This window comes from Mucilaginibacter sp. dw_454, assembly GCF_018449775.1.
Taxonomy (GTDB): Bacteria; Bacteroidota; Bacteroidia; order Sphingobacteriales; family Sphingobacteriaceae; genus Mucilaginibacter.
Genome location: NZ_JAAVVB010000002.1, coordinates 626,125 through 643,148 on the forward strand (window position 1 = coordinate 626,125; position 17,024 = coordinate 643,148).

The window sequence follows — 17,024 nt, forward strand, 5'->3', positions numbered from 1 at the left end:
TAGCTAAAAACCGCTCAATGAGGTTAAGCTTAAGTAAAAAGTGTTGTTTGGCACCCTAATACCTTTAAAGCGGATAAGCAGTATCGCTTTTAGTTTGCGAGAGCACAAAAAAGCTTTCCACCGTTTTGATATTGGGTAAGATTGCCAGTTTATGCCGGTAAAAATCATGATAAGCATCCATATCGGGAGTGGCAATACGTAAAATAAAATCAAACGCCCCAGTCATTTGAAAGCACTCCATCACTTCCGGAAATTTGGCAACTTCCTGCTCAAATCCTCCCAACGTCTCCGCGGCGTGATCGCTCAATAATACCTGGCTAAAGGCAATCAGGCTGCGGTCAATCTTTTTGCGGTCAAGGATAGCCACAACGCCTTTAATATAACCCTGTTCTTTTAGTCTGCGGGTACGTTCATGAACGGTGGCTACAGATTTTCTGAGTTTAAAGGACAGTTCTTTATGAGTCTGCGAGGCGTCAACTTGCAGTAATTTAAGCAGGGCGATGTCAGTCGCGTCAAGAGAACTTATGGTGAGCATTTGGAAATAGAAACAAGTTAGAGATCAATTAATACCGCAAACTGTAAATACAACTAATTTTTTAATAAATATCCGTAAAATTTTCGGATTTAAGAGAAATAATTGTTAGAATAATTACCGTTGCTGATTTTTACTGAAATAAATATCATGAAATTGACAGCGGAAACAGCCTTGGCACCCGAAGAGGAAAATCAGTTTAAAAACTTATGGCACCTGGTGGGAAACACACCCATGATTGCCGTTAGTTACACCTTTAAAGGCAAGCCAGGAAAGATCTACGCAAAATGCGAACATTATAACCTTACAGGTAGTGTTAAGGACCGTATGGCGCTGTATATATTATATCAGGCCTATCTGCAAAGAAAAATAAAAAAGGGAGATACCATTGTTGAAGCGACTTCGGGTAATACCGGCATCGCTTTTGCCGCGATAGGGAAAGCGCTGGGCCACCCGGTAAAGATAATCATGCCCGACTGGTTAAGCCAGGAGCGTGTAGATATTATTAAAAGCATGGGAGCCGAGGTTATTCCGGTAAGTAAAGCGCAAGGCGGTTTCCTGGGTAGTATCCAACTGTCCGAGCAAATGGCCAGAGCTAGTGACGACGTGTTTTTGCCGCGTCAGTTCGAAAATGATTTCAACGCCGAAGCGCATGAGAAAACAACCGGCCGTGAAATTTGGCGGCAGTTGGCTGCTAACGGCATAATGCCCGACGCTTTTGTTGCCGGCGTAGGTACCGGCGGCACCGTGATGGGGGTGGGGCGCTACTTAAAAATGCTTAATCCTAAGGTTTGCATCCATCCGCTTGAACCTGCCGAATCTCCTACATTGACTACTGGCCATAAAGTAGGCAGTCACCGTATTCAGGGAATTTCTGACGAGTTTATACCAGCCATTGTTCATTTAGATGAATTAGATAAAGTTAGCCAGGCCAGCGACGGTGATGCAATTATCATGGCTCAAAAACTAAGTAAGCAATTGGGATTAGCAGTGGGTATATCGTCCGGAGCCAACGTAATCGGAGCTATAAAGCTTAGAGAAGAAATGGGCGATGACGCTGTGGTGGTTACCCTTCTGTGTGATAGTAACAAAAAATACCTGAGTACAGACCTTGTTCGTGAGGAGCCGGTTAAACCAGGCTATTACTCAACCGACACCGAGTTTGTGAATTATCAACCTATGCCCCGTTTAAACGAACCGAATCAATAAATCTACTAACACTACTAAAACATGAAAAAATTACTGCTAGCAATAGCCTTATTATTAACCGGCACTGTTTTAAAAACATCGGCACAAATATTAACCCCGGTACGTTGGAGCTATGGCGCCAAAAAAATCAATACTCATGAAGCGGTTGTTTTCATGAAAGCTTCCATTGATGATGGTTGGCACTTGTATTCCCAATTTGTAAAAGACGGCGGCCCGGTTAAAACCACTTTTATGTTCGATACCTCTAAAGCATATACGCTGGTTGGTACCACGCAGGAGCCAACCCCTATTACACGTAACGAAAAAGCTTTTAACATGGATGTCAGCTTTTTTGAGCACGAAGCTATCTTTCAACAAAAAATCAAGCTTAAAGCAGGTCAGGCTGTAGTTAAAGGCAAACTGGAATACATGACTTGCAATGACAAGCAATGCCTTCCACCAGACGATATTGAATTTAGCATCCCTGTAAAATAGCATGAGGAAGTTTCTCTTTGTTTTTATTTTGTTGATTGTTCCGGCATTTTGGGCGGTTCCCCAAAAGCCGGATACTGCAGGCGTTACTTTTAGCACAGATACACCGGCTGCTGTTGTAAAACCTGTGGTCAAAAAAATTACATCCGCTGCTATTGTTTCGGCAGATCATGCGCAGAAACAATCTTTATGGGCTATTTTTTTGGCAGGATTAGTAGGCGGCTTCGTAGCACTGCTTATGCCTTGTATCTTCCCGATGTTACCGCTTACAGTGAGCTTCTTTACTAAAAGCGCAGGTAAAAAAAGCGGGGCAGTTGGCAAAGCATCTTTATACGGCTTTTTTATCATCGCTATTTATGTGATATTGGGGCTGATTATTACTGTAATATTTGGCGCAGATGCACTAAATAGCTTGTCTACCAACGGCGTTTTTAACTTTTTCTTCTTCTTGCTATTGGTTGTTTTCGCAGCCTCCTTCCTTGGGGCTTTTGAAATTACTTTACCAAGTTCATGGGTTAACAAAATGGACTCAAATTCCGACAAAGGAGGCTTGGCTGGAATGTTTTTTATGGCGGCTACGCTTGCGCTGGTATCATTTAGTTGTACCGGGCCAATCATCGGCACCCTGTTGGTACAAGCCGCCACTACCGGCGCTTTACTGGGCCCTGCCATAGGTATGTTTGGTTTTGCGTTGGCTTTGGCAATTCCGTTTACTGTTTTTGCCTTGTTTCCTTCGCTGTTGCACGCGCTGCCTAAATCCGGTGGTTGGTTAAACAGCGTAAAGGTGGTACTGGGCTTTTTGGAACTGGCCCTATCATTAAAATTTTTAAGTAATGTCGATCTGGCTTACCACTGGCATTTATTCGACCGTGAGATTTTCCTTGTCCTCTGGATTATAATTACCACGCTGGGCGGATTTTATTTATTGGGTAAGTTGAAATTCTCGCATGATAGTGAGATGAACTTTGTTAGTGTTCCGCGTTTGTTTCTGGCTATAATCGTATTAGCTTTCGCACTATACCTGATGCCGGGCCTTTGGGGAGCGCCGCTAAAGTCTGTAAGCGCGTTCTTACCGCCAATGGCTACGCAGGATTTTGATTTGTCGGCTAATACCGGGCAAAGCGCTTTTGTAAGTACCGATACAACTCCACATAAGTACACAAACCTGTTTGACAAACCCAAAGGCTTCAATCCTTATTTTGATTACGACGAGGGTTTGGCTTACGCTAAAAGATGCACAAACCGGTGATGATTGATTTTACAGGCCATGCCTGTGTAAACTGCCGCAAAATGGAAGCAAATGTGTGGACAGATGAACAAGTAGGGCAAACCATTAACCTAGACTATGTTTTGATACAACTATATGTAGATGATAAAACGGATCTCGCTCCGGCCGAGCAAACGGTTACGCCCGAGGGGCGAGCTATTAAAACCATAGGTAACAAATGGAGCTATTTGCAAACCAGTAAGTTTCAAGCTAACTCGCAGCCCTTTTATGTATTGTTAGACCCCGAAACGCAAACAGCGATGGTACCACCTCAAGGTGCAAATTATGACCCGATCAATTATTTGAAATACCTACAAAGCGGATTAACCGCCTACCATAAACAACAATAAAAAGTCTTCAATCGTTCTTAAGATAAGTTAGTAGTTAATAGACCCCCTGAAAAGCATCTCCTGAAGCGGATGTTTTTTTTAAAACCTATGAAATCTCACTGGAAAAATATCATTAAGCGTCCTGATTGAAAGCTGTATCAACTTGCAGTTTATTCATTCAGTATTAATTTATTTTTTCATGAAAACCATCATAGAACCATTTAGAATTAAATCGGTTGAGCCGATTCATTTTACCAGTGCCGGGCAACGCCGGCAATTGCTGCAGGAAGCAGCCTACAATCCCTTTTTATTAAAAGCCCGCGACGTTATTATTGACCTGCTTACAGACAGCGGTACGGGTGCCATGAGCAGTGCTCAATGGGCCGGCATCATGAATGGCGATGAAAGTTACGCCGGCAGTGACAGTTTTTTTCGCTTTGAAGAGGCTGTACGGAACCTTACAGCTATGCCCTATATTATCCCGGTTCACCAAGGGAGAGCTGCAGAAAAGATTCTCTTTACTGTCAAAGGTGGAAAAGGCAAGTATGTATTAAGCAACACCTTGTTTGATACCACCCGCGCCAATATTGAATTCTCAGGAGCTACGGGCGTTGATTTGTTATGTCCTGAAGGACATGATCCAGCGGTAGCAGCACCTTTTAAAGGAAACATAGATCTGGACGCGTTAACTGCGTTTATCGGGCAACATGATCCGGCTGATATATCTATGGTGATCCTTACCGTTACCAATAATTCGGGTGGCGGCCAGCCGGTAAGTATGGAAAATATCAAGGCAGCCCGGGCAATATGCAACCAACATCATATCCCATTTTTTATTGATTGCTGCCGTTTTGCCGAAAACTGTTATTTTATTAAACATCGCGAGGCTGGGTATGCGCATAAAACAGTTTTGGAAATAGCGCAAGAACTGTTTAGTTATGCCGATGGCTGTACCATGAGCGCCAAAAAAGACGCCTTTGCCAATATCGGCGGTTTCCTGGCATTGCATGACGCGCAACTGGCGGAGGAATGCCGTAACCTATTGATCATTACTGAAGGCTTCCCAACCTATGGTGGCCTTGCGGGCCGCGACCTGGATGCAATAGCTATAGGCCTGACGGAAATAGTTGATGAAGATTACTTGAAATACCGCATTCGCAGCATTGAGTATATAGGAGAGAAGCTGGAGAGCCACAATATTCCGTTTCTAAAGCCGACAGGTGGTCACGCCATTTATCTGGATGCTAAAGCATTTTTAGATCATATCCCTGCGCATCAATATCCCGGGCAGGCGTTGAGTTGCGCCCTTTACCTTGAAGGTGGCGTACGTGGTGTAGAAATAGGATCTGTTATGTTTGGAAAATATGATGCCGATGGAAAACTAACCCCATCAGCTATGGAACTGGTCAGACTGGCCATCCCGCGACGAACTTATACACAAAGTCATATGGACTACTTAGCGGAAGTTATCATTGCAGTTTATGAGAACAGGTCGGCCATCAAAGGGTTGAAAATTACTTACGAGACTCCGTTTTTGAGACATTTTACTGCCAAATTTGAGACGGTTTAACATCGTCAACCAAATAGCAAAGCCATAAATCGTAAGACTTATGGCTTTTGCACACTATTAACTATTACTATTTATTAACTTCTCGGTTTGGTGTTGTCAACGCTATTATTCAAGAATTGAATGACATCACTTACACTTAATATTACGGTGCAAGCGCGGCTAAATCGTGCGATATTGATCCCGCGAAAATTACCGTTGATGTCGAACACAGGACCACCGCACTGGTCGGCTTTTAAAACAGCATCATACACATAGACGCTATTAAAACCGTCGCGTCGCAGGCTTTTGCCGCCTGCGAAGTTCTCGGCGGGGTGGTCATGCTTTATCTGAGGTGGATAAGTTAATGCAATTGACTTTACAAATTCCTCAGACCCTCTTTTCAATTTTATGGTGACTATATCTCCCGGCCAATAGGTTGACATCGAGTCTAAAAATCCGGCTGCATTTTCGACGGGTTTACCATCGAGCTGGGCAATGATGTCGCCCACCCGGAAATCATTCTTTGCCGCGGGCGATCCTGCTCGGACAAAATACAACTTAGCTGGCTGGCTGGCATGTTGCGCTGTAGCACCCAAAAAGCCTGCGCCGGTTACTTTAGGCAGATCAAAACGATCGCTACCCAAAATGCCAACTACAGCAGCAGTATCAATCCCTGGCGAGATCAAAAAAGTGCCTTCAGCTATATTTCCCGAAGATGTCCTTTTCAAATCAATGCCGCCAGGAAAACTTACACCCGGACGCAGCATCACCAGGTCGGTTTCTTTGTCCCGCTTGATTACTGTTGCCTTCTTACCGGCGACGGTGATATCTGTATCGCCAACCATGGAGCTTTTGGAAATGACTACAAAAGATCCTAAAGCCTTTTCTAGTGAAGTCCCTTTAAGAGAGATCAACGTACCCGCTATCGTCTGATTTCTGCCCTGTAAAACACTGGAGATGGACATAATACTTTTTTGATAACTTTTACCAACACCGGTAAACGATGCCATATCCTGAAGTAAAGAAGTACCTGCCGGTTGTTTTTTTCCGGAGAACTCGTCCATAGTATTGGTTGCCTCGGGTAGCGTATGGTATACCATGGCCACGTTCAATGCCGCCCAATATTTTTTATAAGAGTTAACCGGCACGTCATAGTTGTCTGCTTCCGGTATTTCTATAGCGCTGTGCAGGCCAATTACTTCGCCGTCGGCATTAAATAGCGGGCCGCCGGAATCGCCGGGTTCCATCATACAGGTAGACTTAATAAAACCCCGCGTTACGCGGGGCTCTGTAATATGGCCAAATCTTACGGTTGGCGGTGATTGGTTAAGCGTTTCCGGATACGAAATGCTCAAACATGGCTGGTTTGGCTTAAGCTCGGCCGAATTACCCATCTCTGCATATGGCCAGTCGCCGATGCTTACCATCTTCATAAGCGCCACATCGGGGCGGGTTTTATCTTCTGAAAGCTCAATCTTGCCTAATGCTGTGGCAATTCCCACGCGTCCGTCAGGAAACATAACCTGATAGGTATTTCCCGGGGCAGAAACATGGGCGGCTGTTAATATATAACCATCCTTAATTACCACGGCGCTAAATTGTGCGCTTGTGCGTTGCTGAGCCAGGGTATCAAATCCCCACATGCGTACACAGGCCGGTTTAACCCGTTTAATTACTGAGGATAATTGCTCCTGTAGTTTTAGAGCCTGGCTTTTTTGTGCAGATGAAACCTGCGGATAAAAGACGCAGAGTACCAGCGCCACGGCAAACGTTAACCGGTAAATAACTTTCACTATTTTAAAACTTTGATGTACAATAGTCATCACTAGTCTTTAAATAATTCAGCCAGTTTCTTATTCAGGTCTTCGCCACGTAAGCCGGTTTCAATCAGGTTGCCATTACGGTCAACCAAAAATGTAGCCGGGATAGCCGACACGCCATACAAGCGGGCCACACTGTTGCTCTGACCATTCAGATCGCAAACCTGTGGCCATGCCATGCCTTCTTGTTGTACAGCTTTCAGCCATTTGTCGCGGCTGCTATCCAATGATACTGATAGTATCTCCAAACCTTTGTCTTTATACATTTTGTATTGAGTTACCAGGTTAGGTATTTCCTGGCGACAAGGCGAACACCAGCTTGCCCAAAAATCGATCAATACAATTTTACCCTTATAAGCTGATAAGGTTACCGGCTTGCCTGCAACGTTTACCTGGGTAAAGTCTGGCGCGGTACCACCAACCTTTAATCGATAATGTGCATTAATAAACTCCTGGATAGTTTTACCGGCGTCAGTAGCTTGTATTTGAGGACTCATGGCTTTAAATACAGGCTCTGCTTTGGCAACCGAATGTTCATTGGATGCAGCGCCAAACAACGCTATCGGCGCGAAATAAGAGTCGGGATGCGTTTTAGCGAATTCAAAGTTTTTAATTTGATAGTCGGCTACCATTTTGTAATGCTGACGTGCTACCTGGTTGGTGAAAGCGGTATCGCCAACCAATTCTGGCGCGGCTGCAATCTGGGCGTTAGATATTCTATCAATATCCCAGGGCATTGGTCCAACTTCCTTTACATAAGCTGAATACTCGTCATAGGTTTTAGAGCCTGTGATTTTCGCATCGGTTAATGAATCTTTAGAATTGATCTCCATATTTTCATCAGCAAAATTGAAATAAAGCACATCAAGACCGTGCGTTGCCATGTCCTTACCTGCACCTTTATGGTCAAGCGCCATACGACACGAGCTATAAGGGTTCATGTGGCCCGTAAATTTAAAACTACCATTAACTACAATGGCAGAATCGCCGTGGCCTTTATTGTCGGTCATGTAGTCAAAGTAAACCTTGGCGGGTGCGCCAAGGTTACCAATATGACCAGTAATGGTAAAATGCGAAGATTGCGCAGTGGCCACTAATGACGACGCGGTTAATAACAATAAATTTAATATCTTTTTCATTTGTATTTGGTTGATTTTATGTTGTTGATTTATCTGATAACCATGTCGACCGGAGAGCCGGGTATACCATTGATAGTTTTAGTAATGGTGCCGTTTTTACCTACGCTTACGTCTAGGGTATATAAGCTACCATTAGTTCCAGCGGTTAAGGTATTACCATCGGCACTTAGCTTGATCATGGTTACCTTGTTGCCGTTCATATTGGCGTCAAGCGTGCGCAGATCCTGGTTAAGGGGGTTATAACGGTAAATCTTGTCGTTAGATGTGAAATAGAAAATGTCAACTGTTGATTTTTGCCATTTTGTATCATCCGTTACAAATGCCTCGCCTTTAAACTCGCGTTTGCCATAGATGTGAATGGAGCGTTGCGAGTAGTCGTCCATATCGATATAAAAAGACAATTCATAAATTTTGCCATCGGTGCCTTTTATGTAAGCGTAAGATTGCCCCGGTTGGGCCTGCATGAACAGCATGTTGCTTGTGCCAATATGTTTCGCGTCGAAAGCTGAACCGTCGGTTGCAAAATCATTCCCCATATAATTACCACCACCATCAAAAGTGATGAACGATTGTGCCGTTGCATCAAAGCCAAAGAAGTAGCTGGGCGTACGCGTGTAGAATTTAGATAGTGTGTAATCGCCAGATTGGGCGCTTGAAAATTTACCAAAGTCCGGAGCAAACGGCGCCGTTTGCGTTACCGATAAATATAGCTTGCCATTAATCTCGGCGGTAGGGGTACCGTTTGACGCTTCAAAGCTTCCCAAATTGATGGTTGGCGGTGCAATGAAAAACTGATCCTTAAAGTAGTTTTTGCGCAGCATAGTACTGCCGTCAATCACAACCCCAGGGTTAGCCGGGTCCTGGCAAATTACCCAGTAGTTTTCTACCGATCCGGGTTGATACGCCAAAGGTTTGGCAAACAGTTGCGTCGGCGTTACAGGTAGATCTTCTCCGTTTAAAGATTTATACAAATTGGATATAACAGAGTTATCAGGTTTGATAAAAGATAATTTAGTTATCCCGTTATCAACGCTTAATACTGTAGTGCCGGTAGAGAATTGAGTGCCACCCAGGATCTTAAACTGAAAAAAATACTTAATGCCGTTGCGCTTATCCGTAATGGTTAGCTTAGCATCGCGCAGCTGGGGTGCCAGATTATAAACAAATTTGAGCGGGTAACCGGTAAAAGTTTCAGTTCGCGCTTCTTCGGCAACTAAAATATCCCATTGATAACTAAGGTCTGTTAGATAGTTAGCGCCGGCGATGGTTACTTTAGGTGCCAGTGTTAGCGTATCGCCCACCAGGGCGTTGAATGTGGAGTCTGTGAACGCTGTTAATATCGGTTCGCTCGGGGTATGATAGGTATAATTCCCCAGGTCTTTTTTACAAGAAAAAAGAGTACCGGCCAGGAATATCAAAAGAAAATATAGCTTGTTTCTCATTGCCTTGTGTTTAAAAATTAAATCAATATCTGGTTGCCATATTCGTCAATGAAAATGAGTTTATTCACAGACGGGAAATATTTAAGCCAGAACTTTTTATCAGGCGCGCTAGAATTATAAAAATCATAGTCGCCGGTGCTATCGCTGCGTTTTGTCAGCACGTAACCTTTATCAGGATTTTGAGTTATCCAGGTAAAAGGATCTTGCAAAAACTCGTGCACATTCTCGATGTAATATAGGGTCCGCGGGATCTGTAAGTAATAATTAGGATCTACGGAGCCATCCGGAATAACCAGGTCGCGTGTACCCGATGAGATCAGGAACAACTGATGTTTAACGCGACTGTAAGCACCTAATTGACCCCAATAATGCCACCACACAGGTTCTTCTAATCGATTGGAAAAGTTGATCTTTTCGCTGCGTATGGCTAAGGGCAGATTAGTACTAAAATCGCTACCACCACTTACAACCAGAGATAAGCTTACTGACTTATTTTGCAGTGCGGTATCCGTATTTAATAGGATTATCGGTATATGGATAACGCCGGAATCAGCCGGCATATCATAGCTTGCCTTGAGCGGCACGTAATGCAGGTTGGCAACAGCTGTTGAGCTTTTAGGGTCTGCCGCTAATATAAAACTGCGTGCATGACTTACCCGGTCGCCGGATGTGGTGACTTTCACCCAAACCGTATCGCGCAATTGCGATGGATTGTAAGCAAAAGTATAAGTATAAGCTGCAGTGTCTGCTACGCCTAGTCCTATATAAATGTTGTCTTTACCATTTGGCGAACTATAAGTAGTTAAGCCTTCTTTTTTACAGCTGGTTAGCGCAATTGCACTCACCAAAAACAAAATTAAAGTTGATATTTTCATGGCTGCTTTCATTTAATTAGTTCTATAAGTAAGTTCATCCTGCGGTTTCGGGAATACAAAAATCGAGTTAGACGGCGGGATGGTTTGTGTAGAGGATAATACCACCGCATGATTTAACCGTTTGTACATGTAGAATAGCTGGTTTTCGCCATAAAACTCTTTGCGTGCCTCGGTTAATAAAAGTGTTATGAAAGCATCTTTAGAGGGCACAATAGTCAGGGCATTGCCGATGCCACGTTTGGCTCGTATGGTATTGTAATAGTCCAGCGACGCGGTAGGATTAGTTGTGAAACTCGCCTCAGCCGCAATGTAATACAGTTCGCTTAGACGAATGGCAGGCGCAACCAGCGGATGAAGATTAACCTGGGGTGCACCGTTCTCAACGTATTTTTGCAGGACAGCACGGTTAGCACCACCACTTACCGAAGCAGTTGATAAAAACCATTGTTTATAGCGCCAGTCTTCTGCGCCATCACCGCCTATTTCGTAAATGTCGCCTACCTGGTCAACTGTTGCGCTATAGGTGGGGTTAGACACGGTATAAAGATTTTGCAGCATGTTTACTTCGCCTGCATTATCAATATACCAGCAAGCCACTAATTCCGGATAAAAAATACGGTCTCGTTTTTGAACGTCGCTCGCAAAAAAATCATCCTGATTGGTAAAAGGGAACTTTTTGGCGTTGATTACTTCCTGTGCGCTGGTAAGTGCATCGGCATTATCTCCTTTGTATAAATAAACGCGGGCCATTTCGCCACATACCGCATAATAGTTTAGACGATGACGGCGATTCTGACTAAATAAGTCATTCGCAGCCAGCTCAGTACCCGTGCTTGGTAGTGGGGTTAAAGGTGGCGGCGAAGTTGGTGGATAGCCTACTTTATAACTAGCAGACAGGATCGGATCGTTTTTCAACAATACTTTCGCGGCTACTAAATCCGTCAAAGCCAAATCAATGATTTGCTGCACGGTAGAATTTGGTGTGCTTTTGGTACTTACCTGCGTTACATAAGGGATAGCAACCTGGCTGGCACCGGTAACATAGGCCGGTGCAAAATTGCGTAGCAGGTCAAAATGCAGGTAAGCGCGTAATGCCAGGGCCTCGCCCTTAATCAAATCGCGGTTAGCGCCCGAGAATTGTACCTTGGGGTCATCAATTGCAGCCAGCAGGTAATTGCAATTTGCAATGGCCCGGTAACCCGTGTTCCAGGTATCGGTGTTTTTGCTAACTACAGAGGGTAACGTATAATTGAAATTTGCAGTTTGCTGCAAAACCACGTCATTAAACTGATAGTTCTGCGAAAGGATATCGTTCTGAAACGTCAGGTTGCCACCGTAAAGGGAAGTAGATGAGCAAAGTGTGTATATACCGTTGAGCGCCTCTTCAAAGCCTTCTTCGGTAGTGAAAAGCTGGTCTTTGTCCACCTGAGATTGCGGTTTAACATCCAGAAACTTATTGCAGGATGTTAAAGCGATTAAAACGGTTAAGTATATTAATTTCTTCATGTCTGGATTATTTAAAAAGTAGCCTGTAACGAACAAGTTAAACTGCGGGCATACGGGTAATCAATACCGCGCTCTTGCTGTATGGTTGATGTATAAAAGGCATCATTTACCGTAAGTGTGGCGCGCAACATTTGCATGCCGATTTTTTTGGCAAATGACTTTTTAACATCGTAAGAAAGTGTAACTGATGGCAGATCGAGCGTATTTTCTTTCTGTACAAAACGCGATGTAGCATAGGAAGTGCCTAAATCTGCCACGTTCTTAAACAACGCCTGGTCGCCTGGTTTTTGCCAGCGTTCAGTCAAAGCCCGGCTGTCTACGTTAAACCTTGGGTCGGCATTTTCAACGCGATCTATTAAGGTCTGATTAAAGGCCTGTCCACCGAATTTATAATGAAACTGGAAGCTTACTAAAAACTGCTTGTAAGTAATATTACTTCCTATAAAGCCTTCAGCTTTAGGCTCCATATCGCCTATAGGCTGTTCGTCAGCAGCATTCCAGTCGTAAGTCAGCGTTCCGTCGCGTTTAACCAGTAATTCCTTACCGTTTTCCGGATCGATACCTAATGATTTGACGCCCCATATGGTGTATAGCGACTGCCCTTCCTGGTAATGCAGTAAAGGAACTCCCTGCGCGTTATTAGCCGTATTAGACTGATAAGCATTAACAGCATCATTGTAGGCCTTTAGCGAGTTAGAGATCCTAACGATGGTGTTTTTATTATGCGCCAGGTTGCCTATAATGTTGATATTAACATCTTTGGTTTGATAGGCGTTAATGGTTAAATAGAGCTCATATCCTTTGTTGCTCATGTCGCCCAGGTTGGCATCATAAGTTGTAAAACCGGTTGATGGCGCAATGTTGATGTTGTTTACTAAGCCCTTAGTGAGTTTGTAATAATAATGCGGATTGATAACGATACGGTCTTTCAGGAAGCCCAGCTCCATCGAAAAATCGTAGTTGGTTGTTTTTTGCCATTTTAAATCCTCGTTGCCATATGCGTCAACAGTAGCACCAACACCGGTTGAATACCAGTTAGAAGACTGATAGCTATAAGTGGTATTAGCTAATGACGGAGGAAAGTTAACCGAACCTGTTTGGCCAGTGGTAAACGTTAATTTTAACCGAGACAACTCCGGCATTGAATTTTTAATGAAGCTTTCGTAGTGTGCATTCCAGCCTATACCAGTTGCCCAAAACGGAGCGATACGTTGATTAGCACCAAATGAAGAAGAACCATTGGCGCTCAATGTAGCATCAAACAGGTATTTGTTTTTATACGCGTAGTTTGCACTAAAAAAATCTGATAAAGTACGGGTAGTGGCGACATTACCTGAAGGCGAAGAATCCGGTGTATAAGTACGGGCAAAGCCTATGTTGGTAAAGTGATCATTAGAAAACCCACGAGCCTGGAAATACTTATAATCCTCGTTAGAAGTGTAAACCTGCGAGCTTAAAACTGCGTTGATGGAATGATCGCCTATTTGCTTATTGTAGGCCAGTTTAAGGTTTCCATTAAGTGTAAGTACGTTGTCATTAGTATAATCATAGCTGCCGCGATTTTGAATATCGCTGGTTGGGCCATAATAAAAAGTGTTGCTCAATGGCGAAATGAATTTGTCGGCTGTATTCTTTGTATCAATGATGCTGAAAAGTCCGATCAAACGAAGCCCGGGTAAAAGCTTCCAGTCGGCCATTAAATCGTCCTGAAATTCCAGGTAAGATGACCGATCGAAGCTACCCAGCGTCGATTCAAACAGTGGGTTATAAACAGGCTCATTTTGAATCTGATTTGGGCCGCTTTGGTGCGTATCTACCCGCCAGTTAGCAATTTCTCTTAAATAATTTCCGTTAGCATCTCTTATAGGATAATAAGGATTCATGGCTACATAAGTAGAAAAATCGCCATATTCTGAATTGGTTGCCTTGATCTGGCTTATCGTTACCTCGTTTTTGATGAGCAAACTTTTAGTCGGGTTGTAAAAAAAACTCATGCCACCGGTGTAGCGGTCGCGGCCCGAGCCTTTCATTACGCCGGGAGCTGTTTCATAGCGCAAATCAATACCATAACGAAAAGTAGAATCGCCACCTTCTGCATATAAAGAATGCTTCATGCCATAAGCGTTTTGCAGCGGTTGAGATAGCCAATAACTATTAACCCCGCTCACTACGTTACGCAATTTGCTGTAGTATTCCTGATCTAATTGATCTTGTGTTTCTGCGGTGCTGTTAACGGCACTGTATAGTCCGGCCAGCTGTTCATATCTCAACTTATCAGAAGCGTTGAGAACATGGTAACCTGTTAGGTCAGGCGCCTGAACTTTTAGCTCGTAATTGTAAGTTAGCTGTAGTTTGCCCGGTAACGGTGCCTTGGTGGTAATTACTATTACACCATTGGCAGCCTTAGAACCGTATACTGCGGTGGCCGCAGCATCTTTCAGGATATTCACTGAGGAGATTCGGTTCATGTCCAAATCGACCACTTTTTCTAAGGAAACTTCAAATCCATCCAATATAAATACCGGCAGATTATAAGTGCTCGAAAGACTGTTACGATCGATAAATGTGCTGTTATTACTATTATTTACCGACGGTAGGGTTGTCGAGCCACGTACAGTAACTTTTGGTAAAGAGTTTGGGTCAGATCCCAATAAATTGTTATCAGCAATACGGAAAGATGGATCAAAAGTAGCGATACTGGCAATTAAGCTTTGAGGATTAACCCGTCGCAGGTCTTCGCCTTTAATGGTAATGGCCGAGCCTGTATAATTATCTTTTTTGATTACCTGGTAACCGGTGACAACAACATCATTTATGTGGTTGTTTTTGGCAGATAGCGGTACTTCGATAGGTTTGCCGTCTACAACTGTAACTTCCTTGAAGTTATAACCAACATAGCTAAATGTCAAAACATCGCCTTGTTCAACACCAACCTTAAACTCGCCGTTAGCATTGGTTTGCACGTGGATAGGTTTGTTTTTAACACCAATATTTACACCTATCAATGGCTCACGAGTTGCACTGTCTATAACTCTGCCCTCGGCGATGATTGGGACCTTGACGGGAGATATTATTATAGGTGCTACCACAGTTTTGCTTTTTGCGGGGCTAATAACTATGGTTTTGTCTACAATAGTAAAATCAAGATCAAGGTTTTGTAAACATGTACGTACAGCATCTGCCAGTGGTGCATTTTTAATGTCAACATCTTTAACCTGCTTTACATTAATTTTTTCGGTATAAAAGAAAGTATAGCCTGTTTGTTTTTTGATCTCTTTAAACAAGTTTTCAAGTGTGGCCTGGTGCCGGGATATTGTTACGGTTTGCGCAAAAGTTGCGGCGGAGATATTCAAAGCTCCTATCAATAACAAAATGGTAGTCAACTTCATAACTACAAAGAATTTGCGCTTTGCTACCCCAATAAATTGCATAGGGGTGCAAAGAAAATTTAATTTCATATTTTTGAACAGAATTAGGTGACTAAAAAGCAGCACGCTGTGAACGCTCTACTGCTAACCTTTTTACTGCCGGTGGCACGCTAATGCCGCCGGCTTTGTTTTTGAGAAGAGAGATTAGTATATCTTTTTCATATGCTCTTGGGTTTAATCAGTGAATAGCTTATGTTAATTTTTAGTTAGTAGGCGGTGCGTAAGAGACGGTTAAACGTCGTCCTTCAATTTCAAAATGAGCATGGTTTATCTCCATGATGCGGAGTACGTCTGTAAGTTTACTAGAGCGGGCAATTTCCCCGTAAAAACGTTCTTCCGGGAAACTGCCGGCGTAATCAATGTCAACATTGTACCAGCGCGATATTTGTCGCATAATGGTTTTTAAATCATCGCCATCAAAAGCAAACAAACCATTTTTCCAGGCTATTTCTTTATCCAGATCAACTGTTTTTTTGATGATTTGCCCGTTTTGCCCCAAAACAGCCTGTTGGCCCGGAATAATTCTTTCGGCTGCATTGCCTGCTGATACTTCAACTGAGCCTTCAAGCAAAGTTGTTTTTACCGCGGCCTCGTCGGCATAAGCGTTGATGTTAAAGTGGGTGCCCAAAACAGTTACAGTTTGCGAGTTAGATTTAACTTTAAATGGCCGTGTTTTGTCTTTTGATACTTCAAAATATGCTTCGCCGGTTAGCTCAACTACGCGCTCATTGCCCGCGAAAACTACCGGGTAAGAAAGCGAAGAAGCTGCATTAAGGGTTACATGCGTCTCATCCGGCAACACAATTTCGTACTGCCCGCCTCTAGGTGTCGATATAGTATTACTACCTATTGATCCGGACACTGTAGTTGTAGGGTTAACAGTATAAACTAATAACCCTTGTGCATTTTTATGAATGGCGATATTGGCTTGTGTTGCAATTACGCCTTTACTCGCCGTGGTTAAATCAATGCGGGTACCGTTGGCTAATAACAGGGTAGCCCGGTTACCGCCCGGTTGAATGGTGTTTTTAGCTTGTAGCTGAGTTTGTTGTTGATTTGCGTGCCGTGTCCAAAAGAAAACACCGCCGCCAATAAGTAATAATATCGCCGCCGCCGAAAGGCGAACTGCCAACTTGCGGTAACTGAAAATATGTGGTATAGCATGGCTTTCATCAATCTTTGCATCAATGCGACGCTTTAGCCCGGCCTGTAATTCGCGAAATTCTGTTTCGTTCTGATCGCTGATCAGCTCTTCCTGAACCTCAAATAATTTATAAAACGACTCCAATACCTGCATCTCTTCAGCTGTCGCTATTCCTTTACGGTAACGCTTTAATAATTTGGCGAAATAAGGCTTGTCTATTTCCTTCATGTTAAGCTTTTATAAAGGAATGATCCGAAAAAACGAAAAAAGCCCAGTCTGATTTAAATTTTTTTAAGAAAAATGTTAAATAATT

At 43.4% G+C, this 17,024-nt stretch carries 11 protein-coding genes and 1 pseudogene; 4 read left to right on the forward strand and 8 right to left on the reverse strand.

The genetic code is table 11. The features are described from left to right. Nucleotides 1–64: 64 nt before the first annotated feature. On the reverse strand, nt 65–535 hold the full coding sequence (locus HB679_RS09885) for an Lrp/AsnC family transcriptional regulator (RefSeq protein ID WP_214071799.1): 471 nt from the start codon (nt 533–535) through the stop codon (nt 65–67). A 147-nt stretch (nt 536–682) separates the two neighbouring features. Here HB679_RS09885 and HB679_RS09890 point away from each other — a divergent pair, with 147 nt between their 5' ends. The 4 genes and pseudogenes from HB679_RS09890 (at nt 683) to HB679_RS09905 (ending at nt 5,378) form a co-directional block, all read left to right on the forward strand. Continuing rightward, nucleotides 683–1,741: a cysteine synthase family protein gene (locus HB679_RS09890; RefSeq protein ID WP_214071800.1), complete on the forward strand. Its 1,059-nt coding sequence runs from the start codon at nt 683–685 to the stop codon at nt 1,739–1,741. A 21-nt stretch (nt 1,742–1,762) separates the two neighbouring features. Further along, nucleotides 1,763–2,215, forward strand: coding sequence for a protein-disulfide reductase DsbD domain-containing protein (locus HB679_RS09895; protein ID WP_214071801.1), 453 nt, complete (start codon nt 1,763–1,765; stop codon nt 2,213–2,215). Between the two features lies 1 nt (nt 2,216). After that, nucleotides 2,217–3,829, forward strand: a pseudogene (locus HB679_RS09900) (cytochrome c biogenesis protein CcdA). 178 nt (nt 3,830–4,007) lie between these two features. After that, on the forward strand, nt 4,008–5,378 hold the full coding sequence (locus HB679_RS09905; RefSeq protein ID WP_214071802.1) for a tryptophanase: 1,371 nt from the start codon (nt 4,008–4,010) through the stop codon (nt 5,376–5,378). A 74-nt stretch (nt 5,379–5,452) separates the two neighbouring features. Here HB679_RS09905 and HB679_RS09910 read toward each other — a convergent pair whose 3' ends face one another. The 7 genes from HB679_RS09910 to HB679_RS09940 all read right to left on the reverse strand — a co-directional run bounded on the left by HB679_RS09910 (nt 5,453) and on the right by HB679_RS09940 (nt 16,939). Continuing rightward, on the reverse strand, nt 5,453–7,180 hold the full coding sequence (locus HB679_RS09910; RefSeq protein ID WP_214071803.1) for a trypsin-like peptidase domain-containing protein: 1,728 nt from the start codon (nt 7,178–7,180) through the stop codon (nt 5,453–5,455). Between the two features lie 2 nt (nt 7,181–7,182). After that, nucleotides 7,183–8,316, reverse strand: coding sequence for a TlpA disulfide reductase family protein (locus HB679_RS09915; RefSeq protein ID WP_214071804.1), 1,134 nt, complete (start codon nt 8,314–8,316; stop codon nt 7,183–7,185). Nucleotides 8,317–8,345: 29 nt separating this feature from the next. Then, entirely contained in the window at nt 8,346–9,758 is a 1,413-nt protein-coding gene (locus HB679_RS09920; protein WP_214071805.1) for a PKD-like family lipoprotein, read from the reverse strand. Nucleotides 9,759–9,775: 17 nt separating this feature from the next. After that, nucleotides 9,776–10,633: a DUF4843 domain-containing protein gene (locus HB679_RS09925; protein ID WP_214071806.1), complete on the reverse strand. Its 858-nt coding sequence runs from the start codon at nt 10,631–10,633 to the stop codon at nt 9,776–9,778. A 12-nt stretch (nt 10,634–10,645) separates the two neighbouring features. Further along, a complete protein-coding gene (locus HB679_RS09930) occupies nt 10,646–12,139 on the reverse strand; it encodes a RagB/SusD family nutrient uptake outer membrane protein (protein ID WP_214071807.1) in 1,494 nt (497 codons plus the stop codon). Nucleotides 12,140–12,150: 11 nt separating this feature from the next. Beyond that, nucleotides 12,151–15,528 (reverse strand): SusC/RagA family TonB-linked outer membrane protein, encoded by a 3,378-nt coding sequence (locus HB679_RS09935; protein WP_214071808.1) that lies wholly within the window; start codon nt 15,526–15,528, stop codon nt 12,151–12,153. Between the two features lie 241 nt (nt 15,529–15,769). After that, nucleotides 15,770–16,939: a FecR family protein gene (locus HB679_RS09940; RefSeq protein WP_214071809.1), complete on the reverse strand. Its 1,170-nt coding sequence runs from the start codon at nt 16,937–16,939 to the stop codon at nt 15,770–15,772. Nucleotides 16,940–17,024 lie beyond the last annotated feature (85 nt).

Excerpts from the sequence above, each read along its gene's own strand:
- HB679_RS09885 (WP_214071799.1), bottom strand. The coding sequence starts at position 535 with ATGCTCACCATAAGTTCTCTTGACGCGACTGACATCGCCCTGCTTAAA.
- HB679_RS09925 (WP_214071806.1), bottom strand. The coding sequence starts at position 10,633 with ATGAAAATATCAACTTTAATTTTGTTTTTGGTGAGTGCAATTGCGCTA.
- HB679_RS09940 (WP_214071809.1), bottom strand. The coding sequence starts at position 16,939 with ATGAAGGAAATAGACAAGCCTTATTTCGCCAAATTATTAAAGCGTTAC.
- HB679_RS09890 (WP_214071800.1), top strand. The coding sequence starts at position 683 with ATGAAATTGACAGCGGAAACAGCCTTGGCACCCGAAGAGGAAAATCAG.
- HB679_RS09935 (WP_214071808.1), bottom strand. The coding sequence starts at position 15,528 with ATGAAGTTGACTACCATTTTGTTATTGATAGGAGCTTTGAATATCTCC.
- HB679_RS09920 (WP_214071805.1), bottom strand. The coding sequence starts at position 9,758 with ATGAGAAACAAGCTATATTTTCTTTTGATATTCCTGGCCGGTACTCTT.
- HB679_RS09915 (WP_214071804.1), bottom strand. The coding sequence starts at position 8,316 with ATGAAAAAGATATTAAATTTATTGTTATTAACCGCGTCGTCATTAGTG.
- HB679_RS09910 (WP_214071803.1), bottom strand. The coding sequence starts at position 7,180 with ATGACTATTGTACATCAAAGTTTTAAAATAGTGAAAGTTATTTACCGG.
- HB679_RS09895 (WP_214071801.1), top strand. The coding sequence starts at position 1,763 with ATGAAAAAATTACTGCTAGCAATAGCCTTATTATTAACCGGCACTGTT.
- HB679_RS09905 (WP_214071802.1), top strand. The coding sequence starts at position 4,008 with ATGAAAACCATCATAGAACCATTTAGAATTAAATCGGTTGAGCCGATT.
- HB679_RS09930 (WP_214071807.1), bottom strand. The coding sequence starts at position 12,139 with ATGAAGAAATTAATATACTTAACCGTTTTAATCGCTTTAACATCCTGC.